Below are 2146 nucleotides of genomic sequence, written 5' to 3'. Positions count from 1 at the left end.
CGGCCTGCACAAGTACAAAGACAAATTCGATCCCGTGTGGGAGCCTCGTTACCTTGCGGTGCCCAATGGCATCGCCCTCCCGCTGGTGTTCGCCAATGTGGCGAGCCTCATTTCGGGTGGACTGTCAGGCATGGTGCGCCGTTGAAACGACTCTGGAAGTGGTTCGCTCTCGTAGTGTTGATCGCCGCCGGCGTGGGCCTGTGGGCCTGGCAGCCCTGGCATCACGCCAGCATGCAGGAGTCGCTGGTGCAGGTGCCGGCGCAGGCTGGCGTCACGCCGCTGGCCGGGCGCGAGGATGTCGTGGCGATCTTCTATTCCGGCGACGGCGGCTGGCGCGATCTGGACCAGTCGCTGGGCAAGATCATCGCCTCGCACGGCATCCCGGTGCAGGGCGTGAGCCTGCTGCAGTACTACTGGCGCAATCGTCCGGCGAAGGAGTCGGCCGTCGACCTGGATGCCCTGATTGCGCAGGCGGTGTCGCAGCCGGGCAAGAAGCGCGTATGGCTGATCGGTTTCTCCTTCGGTGCCGACGTGCTGCCTTCGGTCATCGACCAGTTGAGCCCGGAAGGTCGCGCGCGCATCGCCCAGGTGGTGTTGCTGTCGCCCAGTCACGACGTCAACTTCGAAATCGAAATGGAAGGCTATATGAAGGAGGGTTGGTGGAAGACGCACACCCAGGACTTCTTCCAGTGGCTCAACCCCGTGCAGCATTACGACGCGCTGCCGCCGCTTGAAGCCTTGAATGACCATCCACCGGTGGTCTGCTATTACGGCGTCAAGGACAAGGATGATGCCCTTTGCGCCGATCCGAAGTTGCCGGGCTGGATCAAGGTTTACGAGAAGACGGGCGACCATCACTTCGACTACAACTACGAAGGCTTGGCGCAGCAGATGATTCACGATCTGCCGGCGGCGGAGTAAACGCCTCTCACCTTGTGGGAGCGCACCNNGGGTGCGCTCCTACAAGGATTCGGTTGATGGATGCGAAGACTCGCCCGCAGACTCAGCGCAACACCGGCATCGATCTGCTGCGCGGCTTATCCATCCTGCTGGTGGTGCTGCACCACATCGGCCTGCGCATTCCGCTGCGCAAGACGGCCTTGCTCGACGTGCTGCCGAAGAAGCTGCTGACGGCGCTCAATTTCAACGGCTACGAAGCGGTCTTCATCTTCTTCGTGATCTCAGGCTTTCTTATCACCAGCAACGCGCTGCGTCGCAGTGGTTCGTTGGCCAGCATCGATCTGCGTGCGTTCTATGCCCGGCGCTTCTCGCGCATTGCGCCCTGTCTGCTGTTGTTGGTGGCCGTGCTCAGCGTGCTGCATCTGGCGGGCGCACCGGACTACGTGATCGACCGCCCAGGGCAGTCGCTGCCGCGCGCCATCGTGGCGGCGTTGGGTTTCCATCTGAACTGGTACGAAGGCATGACCGGTTACCTCCCCGGCAACTGGGACGTGCTGTGGTCGCTGTCGATCGAGGAAGTGTTTTATCTGGGCTTTCCCATCGTCTGCCTGCTGACGCGGCGCACCTGGGTGTTGGTGCCGCTGCTGATCGCCCTGGCGCTGTCGCTGCCGTGGACGCGCGCTGCGTTGGCCGCCAACGAGATCTGGCAGGAGAAGGCTTATCTGCCCGGCATGGCGGCGATTGCCACCGGAGTGCTTGGTGCGCTGATCGTGCAGCGCTGGCGCAACGCAACGCATGGTCTTGTCTGGTTGCTCGGCATCGCCGGCGCGGTGGGTCTGTACCTCGTGATGTTCGAAGGCAAACTGCTGTGGCAGACGATGCGCGATGGCTACGGGCTCGTGCTTACCGGTTCCGCGCTGTGCCTGGTGCTGGCGAGTGCCTGGTCACGTCGTGGCGCGTGGCGTGGCTTGAGCTGGCTGCGGTCGTGGGGGCGCCTGAGTTACGAGATCTACCTCACCCACATGTTCGTGGTGTACGGCGTGGTGAGGATCTACAAGGCGATGGGCGGGGATATCGCCCACGGTTATCTCTGGTATCTGCCGGCGTTGCCGCTGTGTTGGCTGCTGGGCAAGGGCCTGGAGCGTTGGATATCGACGCCGGCGGAGCGGTGGTTGCGCGAGCGGATGTTGGCTGGGCGTGGAGCAACCGCCGCGGTTCAAGGCGCAACCTTGTAGGAGCGCACCCT

General features: G+C 63.2%; 2 protein-coding genes. Both read left to right on the top strand.

Features of this window, described 5'->3' with window-relative positions; all coding sequences use genetic code 11:
* The first annotated feature begins 141 nt into the window (after positions 1–141).
* Positions 142–921, top strand: coding sequence for an AcvB/VirJ family lysyl-phosphatidylglycerol hydrolase (locus Y882_RS18220; protein WP_046973380.1), 780 nt, complete (start codon positions 142–144; stop codon positions 919–921).
* A 56-nt stretch (positions 922–977) separates the two neighbouring features.
* Positions 978–2135, top strand: a complete 1158-nt coding sequence (locus Y882_RS18215; RefSeq protein ID WP_046973379.1) for an acyltransferase family protein — start codon at positions 978–980, stop codon at positions 2133–2135.
* Positions 2136–2146: the final 11 nt, after the last annotated feature.

It is taken from the genome of Dyella japonica DSM 16301, from assembly GCF_001010355.1.
Classification (GTDB): Bacteria; Pseudomonadota; Gammaproteobacteria; order Xanthomonadales; family Rhodanobacteraceae; genus Dyella; species Dyella japonica.
This window is presented reverse-complemented; position numbering and strand designations above follow the sequence as displayed.